This window comes from Cyanobacteriota bacterium, from assembly GCA_027618255.1.
Lineage (GTDB): Bacteria > Cyanobacteriota > Vampirovibrionia > LMEP-6097 > LMEP-6097 > JABHOV01.
In genome coordinates, this window is record JAQCFG010000004.1 from 1 (window position 1) to 14510 (window position 14510).

Here is a 14510-nt window from a genome sequence, read left to right on the forward strand (position 1 = left end):
TTGATTATTGTTTGAAATTATTGTTGCGTTTGAATCTGCATCGCCGCTTGTATCTACTGCTCTTGCAAGACCTGTTGGATCAGCACTTGCCAAGCGTCCTTGATTATTGTTTGAGATTATCGATGCACTTGACGGAGCACCACCACTTCTTCTTAAAGTAGTACCGGTAGCACTAATAATCCGCCTTGAACTAGTTCTACTTACAAATCGATTGCGCGATATCGGTAAAGGAATGCGTGCAACAGCAGCATCAGTAAGCAAAAAACTCACTAGCAAGATGGATAATATACGGACTATGTTCTTTCTAATCATAACTGGCACAAATCGTATCACTCATTGAAAGCCCTTTGCTCAGTTAATTTGGGTAAATATTGAGCCCCGCCCAGGGGTAAACCCCTAAAGACAAAGACTTGTTATAATCCGAGCTAATAGCATGAGTTTTCAATTTGAATTAATCAAGAAAAAAGGCGAGGCCAGAGCTGGCAAAATCACTACTCCACACGGAGTTATTGAAACACCTGTCTTCATGCCAGTGGCAACACAATCAGCAATTAAAGCAATGAGTTTTGATCAACTTGATGCTTGCGGCACTGAAATCGTCCTATCAAATACTTATCATCTTCATCTAAGACCTGGAGAAGACTTGATTCATCAAGCCGGAGGTTTACATGATTGGACCTCATACCAAAAACCATTTTTGACAGACTCTGGAGGTTTTCAAATCTTCTCTCAATCAAGATTAGGCAAATGCAAAATCAATGATCAAGGTGCAGAATTTATTGACAACCTAGCTGGCAACAAACATTTTATTAGTCCAGAAGATTCAATCACAATGCAAAACAAAATGGGAGCTGATATCATCATGGCTTTTGATCATTGTCCTGATGGTGGAGCAAGTTATGAGGAAACCAAAGAAGCCATGGAACGCACTCATAGATGGGCGGAGCGCTGTATGATTCAACATCAAAACTCACTTGAACAAAAACTAAGACCTGAAGACCAAGCTTTGTTTTTAATAGTGCAAGGTGGTATTTTCAAAGATCTGCGTGCCCAAAGCGTTGAAGCGCTCACTCAACATGACGCACCTGGTTTTGCAATCGGCGGAGTTTCAGTGGGAGAAAGTCGAGAGGATATTGACGAGATAGTTAAATACACCACGCCGCTGTTGCCAGAAAACAAACCAAGATATTTAATGGGCATAGGAACCAAAGAAGATATAGTCAAAGCAATTGAAGCCGGCATCGATATGTTTGATTGCGTCATGCCAACTCGAATTGCCAGGCATGGAGCATTCTTTGATAAAAATGGAGTAAGACAACTAATTAAAAATAGTCAGTATACAGCCGACTTTAAACCACTTGATTCAAATTGCGCTTGCTATGCTTGCACAAATCACAGCAGAGCTTATATTCGACACTTATTTCGAGCCCAAGAAATGCTAGCTGCAACACTACTTAGTATCCACAACCTCAGTTATCTGATCAAGCTCACCAATTCTATACGTGAAGAGATACTTTCCTAGAGCCAGCGGGATTAATACTAAAAGCGGATGGAAGAAGAGCCGGAAAATAACGAAGAACTAAGTTTTGAGCAAATTGAAGAAGAGGCTCAACTAGAGAAGTTTGAACAATCGGAAGATGGTACTCTACTTCTAGAAATTGATGATGATGATGAAAAACCCAAAGTCACTTCCTCATCAAAAGATCCTTGGCTCAATTTTAAAACAATAGACTTTGGTAGAGATATAAAGAATTTGATCAATAAACCATTTTGGGTTTTGGTGAACTTTCTTTTGATTCTCTTTTTAGTATTCTTTTTGTTGCTATTTGCTGATTACTTAGAAGAAACTAAATACAACGATCTAATTGCATACGTTGCCGTCAATCATCATATGCCAGAAAACTACCAAGGTGAAATACCAGAACTCGCACAGGAATTGATGCATCACCATCATCTCAAACAAGCTCAAGTAGAAGAAGCGAGGAAACTAGTCAAAGATGATCCTCGAATTAATGATCCTGTAATGGGGGACTTTTATCCGGAAGCATTATCAAATGAAGATGTCATTCTCATACTACAAGGACAAGACATTGGGATGGTAACAAGAAGCGGTGCTGTCAAAACTGAACTAATGAATTTATCAGGCTTAGACTTGAGTAAATTGAGTTTTGATGAAATGAATAATTTCTTACAAAGTGACTTGCGTTACACAAGTTTTGAAGGAGTCAACCAAGCCAATATGAGCTTCAGAGGGGCTTCTGCTGAGTATGCCCAATTTGTAGATGCCAAACTACCAGAAGCCAACTTCATTAGAGCGAGAATAGACAGTGCGAATTTCTATAATTCAACAGTGTATAATTCTTTATTCACAGGTGCTATAGGTCCAAGAGCTTTAATGTCAGAAAGTGATTTTCATAATTCGAAGTTCGACGAGACCTTATTCAAACTAGCAGACTTTTCTGGATCCAATCTTGAAAACTGCAATTTCAGATCATCCAACTTGGAAGCTGCCAGTTTCCGCGGAGCTAATCTCAAAAATGTTAATTTCAAAGGCTCTAACTTGCGTAGTGTTAATTTTGTTAATGCCAATCTAGAAGGCGCTGACCTGAGCAATACTGGACTTGAAGCCGCCAATTTTGAAGGAGCCAATCTTCAAGACACTAAATTCAATGACGCTGATCTCAATCAAGCCAACTTTCATAAAGTCAGAAATGCAAACGAAAAACAATTCAAATCCAGTAAAACCAAAGTTGGTATCCGCAATATACCTGACTATGTCTTCCCTAAACAAAGAAGCTATAGAGAAAGGTTTAGTGCGCCGAATGATGTTTATTAATCAAGCGAAAATCCATTCTCTGAAATATAATTCATCGATTGTCCTGGCGTATAAATAAATTCAGGACAACGCAATTCTATAGCGCAGTTAAGAATAATCTTGAAGGCGTTATTAATTATTGCTAGTCTAAAATCAACCAAGAGTTTATGGACAGACACATCTGGAATAAGCAACTTGAGAAAGTCTCTTCGAGCAGCGACATCCATTGGTTCAAGCTCAGCAACGATTTGGCTTAATGTACTTCTGCTGATATTTGTGATTGCTCTTAGAATTAATGCACTAGTACCGATCAAAGCAAGTGGTTTATCAAATGAATAATTAGAGGCAAGGTAATTTGGCAATCTGGTTGTATTAAGATCAACGTGTGAACCTATCGGGAAGGACTTCTGTCTCACTATCTCACCAGCACTGATTTCCACCAATTGGTGACTAGCTCCACCAGTATCTAGTAATAGAAAATCCTGATACTTGTCTTTGAGATCTTCATAGACAGCCATGGCAGCATAACAACATTCTTGGTCTTCAGAAAAAACCCTAATGTCTTTGAAACCAAAACCACGAAGCTTCTTTAAGAAACTCTCACCACTACCGCGCGGATCTTTCATCGCTTCTCGAATTGCAGCAGTTGCAAAAACCAATAGCTCAGCTGGCTCAATATTGTTCTTGGCTAAGAAAGGAATAATTTCTTCGCGAAGACTAGTAAGTGCGATCTTGACAGACTCTTGTGCAAGATGTGATTTTCTAAGTCCCTTACCAAGAGAGCTTTGAAAGCGCAAACTAAAAGCACCTTCCTTATGTAGTTTGTAGCTGCCGCTACCAATTTCCAGGACTGTATAAACCACTATTCAATTATATAGTAAACCAATAAAATCTTCTTAATTCTTGACAAAGCTCTTTTCGCCCTCAGACCGTGGCTAAGAAGGGGTTTTTGTTGTTTTTGCTATGCAAAAACGAATAGGCAACCTCAATCCGAATGGCTCAAAGACTTTGCAAAAATTTCGAAGACTTTATTGGTTTACTATAATCGCAACCGACAATGACTCGGATTACAAATACTGAGCAGTATAGGATTTAGTGCTCAATGCAACTTCTTCTGGGCTTCCTTGAGCAAGCAGCTCACCGCCAGCATCACCGCCCTCGGGACCAAGATCAACAATATGATCAGAGTGTTTAATTACATCCAGATTGTGCTCGATTACCAAGACGGTATTACCAGTATCTACCAAACGATTAAGCACATTCAAAAGATGTTGAATATCAAACCAATGCAAGCCTGTTGTCGGTTCATCGAGTAGATACATTGTTTTGCCAGTAGGGCGCTTGGATAATTCAGAGGCTAGCTTGATTCTTTGAGCCTCACCGCCAGAGAGAGTCGTGGCAGCTTGCCCAAGACGAATATAATCCAAACCTACATCCTGCAGAGCTTGGAGTTTCTTTTTGACTTGAGGGATAGCATCAAAGAAGCTAAGTGCTTCTTCAACTGTCATTTCTAAAATATCAAAAATGGATTTGTTTTTGAATTTAACTTCAAGCGTTTCTTGATTATAACGGCGTCCTTTGCAAATATCACACTTGACATAGACAGAAGGTAAGAAATTCATCTCAATCTCAACCAAGCCAGCCCCGCCACAAGCCTCACAACGACCGCCTTTGACATTGAAACTAAAACGTCCTGGATTATAGCCTCTTGCCTTGGCTTCTATAGTTTGCGAGAAGACTTGACGTATAGGATCAAAAACTCCGACATAGGTCGCTGGATTAGAGCGAGGAGTTCGACCAATCGGGCTTTGGTCAATTACAATTACTTTATCAAGTTCTTTGTGTCCATTGATTGATTTCAATTCCCGCGGCATTGGCACCTTGTAACCAAGCTTGTGCATCAAAGCTGGCCTTAATAAATCATTTATCAAAGAGCTTTTGCCAGAGCCGCTCACTCCTGTTACTGAAATGAATTTGCCAAGCGGGAAATCAACACTGATGTCTTTGAGATTATTTTTTGTGGCACCATTAATACTCAAATAATTTCCATTACCTTCACGTCTAGTTGAAGGTACCTCTATCTTAAGCCTACCAGACAAATAAGCGCCAGTAATAGAATCTGGAGCATCCATAATATCCTGTACGCTACCTTGAGCCACCACGTAACCACCATGAACACCAGCTTTGGGGCCAATATCTAAAACATGATCTGCCTTGATAATTGTCTCTTGATCATGCTCCACTACCAAGACAGTATTACCAATATCACGCAAATGATTAAGGGTAGCAAGTAATTTATCATTGTCTTTTTGATGTAAACCAATAGACGGTTCATCTAAAACATACAAAACACCAGTCAAGGAAGAGCCAATCTGCGAAGCCAAGCGAATACGTTGAAACTCACCACCAGAAAGAGTCTTAGCTGAACGTGACAAAGTCAAATATGACAAGCCCACATCTTTCAAAAACTTGAGCCTCGCTCTAATTTCAATCAAAACCTGATGGGCTATCTGTGCATGTTGTGGATTCAAAAACAGTTCAAGCTTAGAAAAGAAATCATCTGCTTTCTCAACAGAGAGCCTGGAGATATCAGCTATGCTTTGTCCAGCAATTTTGACAGCTAAGACAGAAGGCTTGAGTCTTGCACCATTGCACTTGGGGCAATCTGTTTCGATCATATATTGCTCAAGCTCAGCTTTCCAGCTCTCTGAACCAGATTCTTTGTAGCGACGCTGCAGTTGCCCAACCACACCTTCATAATAGACATTGTAATTACCGTAACCAAGATTGGGATATTTTTTGGTATCAATCTTGACTCGCTTTTCATCATAACCATTAAAAATTATATCTTTGGTTTTGTCAGAAAACTCTCCAAAAGGAGTTTTCATCGACAACCCGAGTGTCGTCATCAAAGCATCTAGCAATGCTTTATAAAAAGGGTTATTGGTTTTTGCCCAAGGCTTGATAGCACCTTCAGCAAGAGTCAGGCTTGGCACGGGTACCAAAAGATCTTCTGACAATTCTTGCTCCATACCCAAGCCATCACAAGCGCTGCAAGCACCGTGCGGGCTATTAAAACTAAAGTTTTTGGGTTCAAGCTCTGGCAAACTACCATGACCATTGGGACAAGCCATCAACTCAGAGAATAGGTGATCTTTCTCTGTACTTAAATCATGGACAATGACAACTCCCTCACCGCGACTCAAAGCCAAAGCGAGACTATCAGCAATACGACTTCTAGCAGAGTCTTTAATTACTATCCTGTCGACAACTAATTCAATGTCATGCTTTTTAGTTTTGGCAAGCTTGATTGTTTCTTCAAGTGTATAAACAACTCCATCTACTCGCACTCTGACAAAGCCCTCTGATTTAAGTGCTGAGAACAAGTTTTGGTGCTCTCCTTTTTTGTCTTTAACTAAAGGAGCCAAAATCATGGCTTTACTACCTTGCTGCAACTCAAGCACTTGATCAATAATTTGATCGATAGTTTGCGCTTCCACCTTAGCGTCACATTCAGGACAATACTGCGTACCAATTCGCGCGTATAATAAACGCAAATGATCATAGATCTCAGTGACAGTACCAACTGTAGAGCGAGGATTATACGAGGATTGTTTTTGATCAATTGAAATTGCTGGACTCAAGCCCTTGATCTCTTCAACATCAGGCTTATCCAACTGTCCAAGAAACTGCCTAGCATAAGCCGAGAGACTCTCGACATAACGTCTCTGTCCTTCTGCAAAAATCGTATCAAAAGCAAGCGAGCTTTTACCAGAACCACTCACACCTGTAATCACAACGAGTTGATTCTTAGGAATAGTTACATCTATATTTTTGAGATTGTGTTGCTTAGCCCCGCGTACTTCAATGCAATCATCGAGCTTTATTTTTTTGAGGGTTTTTGTGCTCACATACTCAGATTAGCACACGAGATTATAGTCATTAGACCTCTTTCGAAACCGAAGGTTTCGTGTAATGATGTAGGATTGGTTACAAAATTGTTCAGAACAAGGCTTGCGAAAGCCCGAAGGGCGTTCCCGAAGTTTGCTGTCGCAAATGAGGGTGAGGGTAACGCAGTTCTGGGCGATTTGGTGACCAATCCCTATTTGGTTCGGTCTTTTTCGGCAGTACTCGCATACTTAGAAAAACGATCTGTAAGCGTATGAAGCTCAAGTACTACCTTCCCACCACTAGCCATATATTGAGTTTCCCAATTAACCAAAAAATCAATACAAGAATGGTCAATGTACTGGCACTTGTCAAAGAATATATAAACTTTTTTCTTCTGCTCAAGAGCCCCTAGTAGATCAGCAATTTGCGGCAATGTCACAAAATTGGCAGCACCTTCAAGATCAACTTCTATTACATCGGTTCCTTCAATTGCTTGAGTTGAGATTTCAAGATGATTAATTTGGTGTAAGAGTCTAATAAATGAAACAAGTAAGCCAATGATGATTCCTTGAAGTAAGTTAGTTAGGAGTACTGCAGTAACTGTTATTAGATAGATTATAAATTCAGCCCGGCTATAACTGTAGATCTTAATCAGAGCTTTGTAGTTAACTAGCCTAACACCGGTATAGACGAGGATTGCTGCAAAGCAAGAAGTTGGGATTATCTCCAAAACATGAGGGAAAATAATGATAAATACTAACAAGAATATTCCATGAAGAATTGTTGAGATTCTTGTTTTAGCACCAGCTGTAACATTGGCAGCACTACGAATTATAACTCCAGCAATTGGTAAAACTCCCAGAAATCCTGCCACCAAATTACCAGTAGCTTGAGCAAAGACCTCTTGATTGTAATTAGCACGAGCGCCTGTATGTAATTGATCGACAGCTGTTGCAGTAAGCAAAGTCTCGGCAGTTGCAATGAAAGCCACAGTAAAAGCAGCGAGCATATAACTTGAATTAGTTAGAGCTGGTATAACTGCATTGAAGTCAATTATATTTATATCCTGCATGAGTCCATCGGGTAGATTTAAGTGTTTGATAGGGAAATGAAAAATTTGAGTGACAAGAATTGAAACAACTACACCAACCAAGGCTGGCGGAATAGCTTTGATACGCTTGGGAACAAGATTCCAGAGCATTATTGTTCCAATTGTGATGACACCAATCAATGCAGACATATGGTAAACAGAGCCATCCATTGGAAATAAGCCATGTAATAAAGAACCGGGAATTAATGCTAAATTTGCAATTGGATTATGATTTGGGCTATCTCCAACCATGACATGGAACTGAGAAGCAAAGATAGAGACACCAATCGCGCTGAGCATACCTTGAATAACTGATGGTGCTACGGTTCTGAATACTGGTCCAAGTTTCAAGATCGCAAAAATCAATTGAATAATTCCAGCAAGAAAAGCAATTAATCCAAGTTGCTTAAGACCGAAGTTGGTAATTATCTCTGCCACGATAATCATTAAACTAGCAGTTGGACCACTAACTGATAAAGGACAGCCAGAGAGTAAACCAACTACAATACCACCAACTGCTGCTGAAATAATCCCAGATGTTGGTGAAGCTCCAGTTGCAACTGCAACACCAATTGATAAAGGTAATGCAACTAAAAAAACCACAAGAGCCGCTAAGCCTTCATGCTTGAGACTTGTTTTGTTACGACTAAAATATTTCATCATAGGGTGGTATCCTGACATCGGACATAATCTTGTATTATTGTCTCATCGTCCTCTAATCTTTATACCCGATTAGTACTGAGATTAATTGTGATACAAGATTATGTCCAATGTCAGGATACGACCCTTGGTCCACCAACAGGATAATTACGCTCACCATTGGTATTAGACCAAGTCATAAACATACGACCGATACCACTACCCACAAAATAAAGTGCCATAGTCACTGGTTCGTTGTTTTTTTGTTTGGAGGCCATTTCACAAAGTGAACCCATAATAAATGAGAGTCCTGAATTTATATAATTAGTACGTTTGCAAGCCCAGTGATCTTTACCTAATTGGAAAGAATCAACAAGGATTTCACCAATACCTTTGATCCAACCACCTGCTTTGGTGCTACCAGTCAAGAGCCAAGTAAGCACACCGGCACCAGAAAAAATACCACCCCAAGTTCCAGAAAGTAATCCAAAGTTGTCGGAGAGATTTTTATAAGTATCAAGTGTTAATATTTTTTTCAAAGCAAGAGACATTCTGCTGCTGACCATCTTAAAATTGTCTCCATAGCTCTTGGACTCCGATGTCTGTGCCATACTGGTAACGAAGTTGGGGATTTGATAAAGCGTAAACGCCAGTCCACGCAAGAGCCCCATGATTTTACGAGGAGCAAACATAGCAATCACAAGTTCAGAAAGATAGCCTGCAACATTGAATACTTCTTTTTGTTTATGTCCATTATAAATATTGAAAATCGAATTAATACCCATGGATAACTTGGCACCAATATCAGCAGTCATGTTAACCAACTTATTGTTTTTAGAAGCTCTAGAAGAATTGACCAAGGCAGAAAGACTATTGGTAATAATATTAATCACATTAGCAAAGTCTGTGCTTTTCTTTAAAATATTATATAAATGAATATCGTCTTGTTTTTCAGACTTAACTTGAATCTTGGAAATAGGTTGCATGGCATGTAGCTCAGTAGGATCATTAAAATCTGAAAGCTCAAATTCACCAGCAGGTCTTGCTCTTTTGGAACTGGCTTGACCATAGTCCAAAATTGGTGAAAAATCGAGTGCCTCTGCGACCTGCATCAAGAAATATAATAGCAAGATTTGCTGACTTGTTATGACAAATATGCTACAATTTTGCAAATCATGCTAAAAACCACTAATTTAAGGCAAGAAATCATTGAAGCAGCTGGTCTTTTGGCAGCTCAAGGAATGCTTCCTGCTACTAGTGGCAACTTATCGATGCGCGAAGCTGGCACAAGTGAATTCACCATTACACTATCTGGCAAGTCCAAAGCAAAGCTAACGGAAGCTGATTTTATTGATTTAAACCTTGATGAAACTAATGATCAGGTGCTTAAACTCGCTTCTGCTGAAATGGAGCTGCACCGCCAACTCTATAGGTTTGCAAATAAAATCAACGCCGTCTTTCATACTCATTCAGTCAATAGTGTCGTGATGTCCAAGCTCTACCCGCAAGAAATTCGCCTGGAGAATTATGAGCTTCTCAAAGCTTTTGCAGGCAATACTACTCATCAATGCGTTGAAATTATTCCTGTCTTTGCCAATACTCAAAACATAGAATCACTTGCAAGAGCAGTTGATGCATATATGTCCAATAATCCTCATATTCATGCCTATATTATTAATGGGCATGGACTCTACACTTGGGGTCAAACTCAAGCTGAAACACTAAGACATATAGAAGCATTGGAAGCTCTGTTTGAAATTGAACTAAAATATAAACTTATCGAAGGAAATTCTAATGACTCTTGTAAAAATTTATTCTGATACTAATCCAAACAAAGTTGAAACCATTGACGACTTTAGCTCAATCCAAAAAGCTCTAGCCTTTGTCAATATCAAAATTGAGAGATGGCAAATCCGAACCGATTTAGCTCACAACGCTGAGTCAGACGACATACTCGAAGCTTATGATCAAGACATTCAAAGGATTATGCGCAACCATGGATTTAGCGCCGTTGATGTGATCAGTATGCATGGCTGTTCTAATTTAAGCAAAGAAGACTTAAACAAAGCAAGAAATAGATTCCTTGATGAACACAAACACTCAGATGACGAGGTAAGATTCTTTATAGATGGTCAAGGATTGTTTTGCGTGCACGAAGCAGACAAGGTAATTCAAATACTTTGCAAAGCTGGTGACTTCATTAGTGTCCCAGCCAACACCAAGCACTGGTTTGATATGGGAGCGAATCCTGATTTTAAATGTATTAGATTTTTTGGAGAAGAGACTGGTTGGGTCGCAAATTATACGGGTGACAATATATCAACGAACTTTCCAAAACTTAATGATATATTGTTACCCGTCGCCTAGTGAAGACGGACTAAATAAATGAGCAGTATCAAAGTCATTCTTACCGACATTGAAGGAACAACAAGTTCTATTAGCTTCGTAAAGGATATTTTGTTTCCCTATGCTTATGAGAAATTAGAAGGTTTTGTTGAAGCGAATAAAGAGGATCCTGAAGTGCAGAGGATTTTAAAAGAAGTTGGCAAAGACCCAATTCAAACTCTCAAACACTGGATCAAACTAGATTTAAAAAACAAAGCATTAAAAGACCTTCAAGGATTAATCTGGGAGAAGGGATATAAGGATGGGGATTACCAGGGTCATATCTATGATGATGCATATAGTTTCTTGGTCAAATGGCACGAGCAAGGTATCAAACTATATATTTATTCATCCGGTTCAGTGTACGCCCAAAAACTTCTCTTTGGTCATACTAAGCATGGTGATCTCAATAATTTATTCACTGGCAATTTTGACACCAGTGTCGGAAATAAACGTGAGGCAAAATCCTACATTAATATATATGAAGCGATTTTCAAAAAAACTCCTCAATTAGAACCAGCGGAAATTCTTTTTCTCTCAGATATTCAAGAAGAACTGGACGCTGCTCAAGATGCAGGTCTAAAAACCCAACTGATTACTAGAGAAGATGGGATTGATTTCAATATCATCAAACTGACCTAGAACTAGATGAACAAATTCTAATTCATGTTTGTTGGGCTAAGCACCGATGGTAATAAACTAGTACAGAAATAGGCTCTTATGAATATTTATTGGATAATTTGTTTAGATTAAAGAAATTTAAGCTAAACAGTGTTCGATTCTTATCTAAAAGTGGTCTATTTAATCTAGGGAGATTAAGTTAGATGTTTAAAAAATTAACAGTTTTAGTAGTTTTGATGAGTTTTATGGGCAATTATTTGCCAGTGTTAGCAGTCCCTGATGAAGGCGCAACGGTAGGGACAATATTCCTTATCGATGAAGATGGCACAAAGCACTCTATCGGTTCTGTGATAGTAGAAAATGGCGTTGGTCACGCTCTGGTTCCAGCAGGAACTCCATTAGATGCCCACATTGAAATTTCAACAGTGGACGATGATGGCGAAGCACACATGAAGCCTGTGCCAAGTGATTATGATCCGGACAAGGATATACTTGATGAGCCAAATATGGCTAATACAGCTGCATCATTGTTATGTGACTATATTCTTGCCAATATGGGGCAACTTGGTGCCGATAATGAGCAAAAAGATGTCATTTATAACGAGCTTAATGAACATATTACAAAAGTTTTAGAAGAGAATCCAGTAAGTTCTATGGCTGATGCCTTAGATATTATTGCAGCCAATTTGACATTCAACTCTGGTGTTATTGGTGAAGCAATTGAAAAAGCTGGTTTTGTAGTAGATCCTGAAAAGGCACTAATTGCAGCAGTGGCAGCAAAAGATGGCTTAGCTTTAAACGAAGCAGGCAAACTTGATATCGCCGGTTCTATTGAGGCTACTGATAAAAATTTAGCAGACTTTGCTGCAGGACCTGAATTTGCAGGTCTTCACTTACCTCCTTTCATGCAAGGTGATAAAGGAATGGAATTCTATCATGCGATGGCTGGTATGGATAAAGGACATCCTGATCAATATGACTTATCCAATATTGGTCTATATGACGTGTCTTTGACTTCACCAATAAGTCCTCGCGATGGTGTTAAATTCCATGATGGAATGGTATTTTTTGATGGAATGGAAGTAGGCGATCCGTCACAACTTCCTGAATTTCCAGGAGCGTTTGGACCAGCATTCATTATGAATTTAGATGAAACAGAAGTTAATTTCTTGAATGAAAAGATGGGCAATATGCCTCCAGAGCAACTAGAATTATTCGCAATTCCAGAAAATTCTCCGTACATACCAGAAGGACTTGGAATGCCAATATTGGATGCTGAGGGATTTGAAGCAATGCAACAAATAGTGGGCGCAACTCCATTTTTCTCTACAGATGGAATAACAAGCTTGGTTCCAAGTAGTTTTCAGCCGGGAACTGATTTTGAACCGCATGGCATTATTTACCCGAGACCAATGTCTGCAGAAATGGAAGCTATGTTTACAGCACATGCAAATGAATATTTTGATGGTCCTCAAGGTAGCAAAGGTCCTCAAGGTGAAGAGTTCACTCATTACGAACTTCCACCAATGCCAGCAGGAGGCTTAGACTTCTCCGGTATGCGAGGTATGGATTATGTACCATTTGAGGATCTAGGTTACTCAAGACCAAAAGGTATACCAATGTTTGATCCACATGGCATGACTTATGCTGACATGGAGTCATTTAAAGCAATGGCAGATCTGTTTGATCCAGCTGCAACATTCTTTGCTGATGGATTTGATCCAAATGCAGAAGATCCGTTTGTACCACCGAATATTGCACAAGGAATGTTAGGCGAAGAGTTTGCTCACATGAGTCCTGAAGAAGCAAAAGCGCATTGGGACTCAACGGGAGGAAGCTTTGATGGGTTTACTCATGAAGCACCACCAGTAGATGGTAACTTTGATCCTAGTAGCTTTGATGGAACTCAGCCACCTCCAGATGGTGAATTCCATGATGATTTCGGAGACCAACCGCTGCAACCAGGTGAGGAGTTTATCGATGACGGTACTCAAGTGCCTGCAGAAGGTGAATTCAAGGACGATGGCGGCACTGCACCATTAGCAGAAGGTGAATTCAAGGACGATGGTGGCACTGCACCAGCTCAAGATCCGGCAGCAGGTGGAACAGCTCCAGCACAAGATCCGGCACCAGCACCGGCTCCTGCGCCAGCACAAGATCCGGCACCAGCACCGGCTCCTGCGCCAGCACAAGATCCGGCACCAGCACCGGCTCCAGCGCCAGCACAAGATCCTGCACCAGCACCGGCTCCTGCGCCAGCACAAGATCCGGCACCAGCACCGGCTCCAGCGCCAGCACAAGATCCTGCACCAGCACCGGCTCCTGCGCCAGCTGAAGATCCAGATAAATCTCAAAGAGTTAAAGCTAACAGTAATAAAACAGTATTACTCTCAGCTGCAACTAGTTTAAATGCTGATGCTGGTGTGAAAACCGTACTTACTATTAGCACGAGCAAAAAAGCAAGTAAAGTAACAGCAAGTAAAGGTGTCTACTCAATTGGAAAAGCGAGAACTGCCAAAACTAAAACAATAGTTCCGATTATTGTTGATCCAGCAGTTGCAACTGATTCAGTTGATATCAACGTAGCTTTTACTGATGGAAATGCTGATATAGAAACTGTTAGTGTTGATAAAGAAGATTCAACAGAATTGGTAACGCAACTTGATGGTAACAAAATTGAGATTACGACTGCCAATGCTGGACTTGAAGACTTTGACTTCACTTCAGTTACTGGATATCTTCTTGCACCAGGAACAAGTACCTTAAAAATCCAAAAAGCGATTAAAGTGAAAGGTAAACTTGTTGAAGGTGAATCAGGACAGATTGTTCAATTCGATATATCGAAGAAGCTAAGTAGCTTAGAAGATGGTGTTTACACTATTGTCTTTGAAGATGGTGGCAAGACTTACTATGGTCGTGTAACAATCGGTAGCTTGTCAGCTAGAACAATCAAAGTTAATTTGTAAATCAAACCAAATTTGACTGTAATAAAACAGAGGCTCCTCTTGGTATTTACTAAGAGGAGTTTCTTTTCTTCCTTTTTTCTTTAGATTCAAGCGTCATGGAAAT

The 14510-nt window shown here is 39.9% G+C and carries 11 protein-coding genes; 6 read left to right on the forward strand and 5 right to left on the reverse strand.

What is annotated here, in order from left to right; all coding sequences use genetic code 11:
* Nucleotides 1–312: hypothetical protein (locus O3C63_00915; protein ID MDA0771483.1), on the reverse strand; the 312-nt coding region annotated here is incomplete at its 3' end.
* A 121-nt stretch (nucleotides 313–433) separates the two neighbouring features.
* Between O3C63_00915 and tgt the strand changes: the two genes are divergently transcribed.
* Both tgt and O3C63_00925 read left to right on the forward strand, forming a co-directional pair.
* Entirely contained in the window at nucleotides 434–1522 is a 1089-nt protein-coding gene (tgt, locus tag O3C63_00920) for a tRNA guanosine(34) transglycosylase Tgt (GenBank protein ID MDA0771484.1), read from the forward strand.
* A gap of 27 nt (nucleotides 1523–1549) precedes the next feature.
* Nucleotides 1550–2836 carry a pentapeptide repeat-containing protein gene (locus tag O3C63_00925; GenBank protein MDA0771485.1) on the forward strand — a complete coding sequence of 429 codons (1287 nt, stop codon included), beginning with the start codon at nucleotides 1550–1552 and terminating at the stop codon, nucleotides 2834–2836.
* Here O3C63_00925 and O3C63_00930 read toward each other — a convergent pair.
* From O3C63_00930 to O3C63_00945, 4 genes are all read right to left on the reverse strand, one after another.
* On the reverse strand, nucleotides 2833–3678 hold the full coding sequence (locus O3C63_00930; protein MDA0771486.1) for a hypothetical protein: 846 nt from the start codon (nucleotides 3676–3678) through the stop codon (nucleotides 2833–2835). The two genes, O3C63_00925 and O3C63_00930, sit on opposite strands and share 4 nt — an antisense overlap.
* A gap of 204 nt (nucleotides 3679–3882) precedes the next feature.
* Complete coding sequence (gene uvrA / locus O3C63_00935; protein MDA0771487.1) at nucleotides 3883–6726, reverse strand: excinuclease ABC subunit UvrA; 2844 nt, start codon at nucleotides 6724–6726, stop codon at nucleotides 3883–3885.
* 191 nt (nucleotides 6727–6917) lie between these two features.
* Nucleotides 6918–8477, reverse strand: a complete 1560-nt coding sequence (locus O3C63_00940; protein MDA0771488.1) for a SulP family inorganic anion transporter — start codon at nucleotides 8475–8477, stop codon at nucleotides 6918–6920.
* Between the two features lie 92 nt (nucleotides 8478–8569).
* The gene (locus O3C63_00945) at nucleotides 8570–9547 is read right to left on the reverse strand and encodes a hypothetical protein (GenBank protein ID MDA0771489.1); all 978 of its coding nucleotides are present in this window, start codon (nucleotides 9545–9547) and stop codon (nucleotides 8570–8572) included.
* Nucleotides 9548–9610: 63 nt separating this feature from the next.
* Here O3C63_00945 and mtnB point away from each other — a divergent pair, with 63 nt between their 5' ends.
* The 4 genes from mtnB to O3C63_00965 all read left to right on the forward strand — a co-directional run bounded on the left by mtnB (nucleotide 9611) and on the right by O3C63_00965 (nucleotide 14407).
* Nucleotides 9611–10255 carry a methylthioribulose 1-phosphate dehydratase gene (gene mtnB, locus O3C63_00950; GenBank protein MDA0771490.1) on the forward strand — a complete coding sequence of 215 codons (645 nt, stop codon included), beginning with the start codon at nucleotides 9611–9613 and terminating at the stop codon, nucleotides 10253–10255.
* Nucleotides 10230–10802 carry a cupin domain-containing protein gene (locus tag O3C63_00955; GenBank protein MDA0771491.1) on the forward strand — a complete coding sequence of 191 codons (573 nt, stop codon included), beginning with the start codon at nucleotides 10230–10232 and terminating at the stop codon, nucleotides 10800–10802. Before mtnB ends, O3C63_00955 begins: the two co-directional genes overlap by 26 nt.
* 18 nt (nucleotides 10803–10820) lie before the next feature.
* Nucleotides 10821–11462: an acireductone synthase gene (gene mtnC, locus O3C63_00960; protein ID MDA0771492.1), complete on the forward strand. Its 642-nt coding sequence runs from the start codon at nucleotides 10821–10823 to the stop codon at nucleotides 11460–11462.
* A 182-nt stretch (nucleotides 11463–11644) separates the two neighbouring features.
* On the forward strand, nucleotides 11645–14407 hold the full coding sequence (locus O3C63_00965) for a hypothetical protein (GenBank protein MDA0771493.1): 2763 nt from the start codon (nucleotides 11645–11647) through the stop codon (nucleotides 14405–14407).
* Nucleotides 14408–14510: the final 103 nt, after the last annotated feature.

Bases quoted from the DNA above. Each gene is read 5' to 3' on its own strand.
- O3C63_00925 (MDA0771485.1), top strand. From the start codon at position 1,550: ATGGAAGAAGAGCCGGAAAATAACGAAGAACTAAGTTTTGAGCAAATT.
- tgt (MDA0771484.1), top strand. From the start codon at position 434: ATGAGTTTTCAATTTGAATTAATCAAGAAAAAAGGCGAGGCCAGAGCT.
- mtnC (MDA0771492.1), top strand. From the start codon at position 10,821: ATGAGCAGTATCAAAGTCATTCTTACCGACATTGAAGGAACAACAAGT.
- mtnB (MDA0771490.1), top strand. From the start codon at position 9,611: ATGCTAAAAACCACTAATTTAAGGCAAGAAATCATTGAAGCAGCTGGT.
- O3C63_00955 (MDA0771491.1), top strand. From the start codon at position 10,230: ATGACTCTTGTAAAAATTTATTCTGATACTAATCCAAACAAAGTTGAA.
- O3C63_00965 (MDA0771493.1), top strand. From the start codon at position 11,645: ATGTTTAAAAAATTAACAGTTTTAGTAGTTTTGATGAGTTTTATGGGC.
- O3C63_00945 (MDA0771489.1), bottom strand. From the start codon at position 9,547: ATGCAGGTCGCAGAGGCACTCGATTTTTCACCAATTTTGGACTATGGT.
- O3C63_00940 (MDA0771488.1), bottom strand. From the start codon at position 8,477: ATGTCAGGATACCACCCTATGATGAAATATTTTAGTCGTAACAAAACA.